Source organism: Pseudoalteromonas sp. 0303 (genome assembly GCF_013349995.1).
GTDB lineage: Bacteria > Pseudomonadota > Gammaproteobacteria > Enterobacterales > Alteromonadaceae > Pseudoalteromonas.
Genome location: NZ_JABVXF010000181.1, coordinates 1 through 377, shown reverse-complemented (window position 1 = coordinate 377; position 377 = coordinate 1). Strand labels below are relative to the sequence as shown.

At 40.3% G+C, this 377-nt stretch carries 1 protein-coding gene; it reads right to left on the bottom strand.

What is annotated here, in order from left to right:
• Positions 1 to 377 (bottom strand): tetratricopeptide repeat protein (locus HUS62_RS23750; RefSeq protein WP_175081240.1); only part of this gene is annotated, 377 nt, incomplete at both ends.

Here is a 377-nt window from a genome sequence, read left to right as displayed (position 1 = left end):
GGAATGTAATCTAAGGTTGCCAGTGCTCCTTGGTAATCGTTCAACGAACGTAAAAATAGTGCATGGCTATAACGCAAATCTGCATCTAGCGGAAATTGCCACAAGGTTTTTTTATACAGCGCTTTGGCATGATCAACTAAACCTTGTTGTTGATATAAATTTGCAAGGTCGTAGTAAAGCCAGCTTTGACGTGGACTTTGTTTGATTGCCATAAGTAGCACATCAACTGCTTCATCAAGTTGACCTTCAGCAGTAAGCTCATCTGCACGGGTTCTCAGTTGCTGTGTTTGTAATAGGGTATAATCTTCAGCAATTAATGCCTGTTGCTGACGAGTTAAGCCATTATAAAAACGATGACTACGAGCATAATTACCATC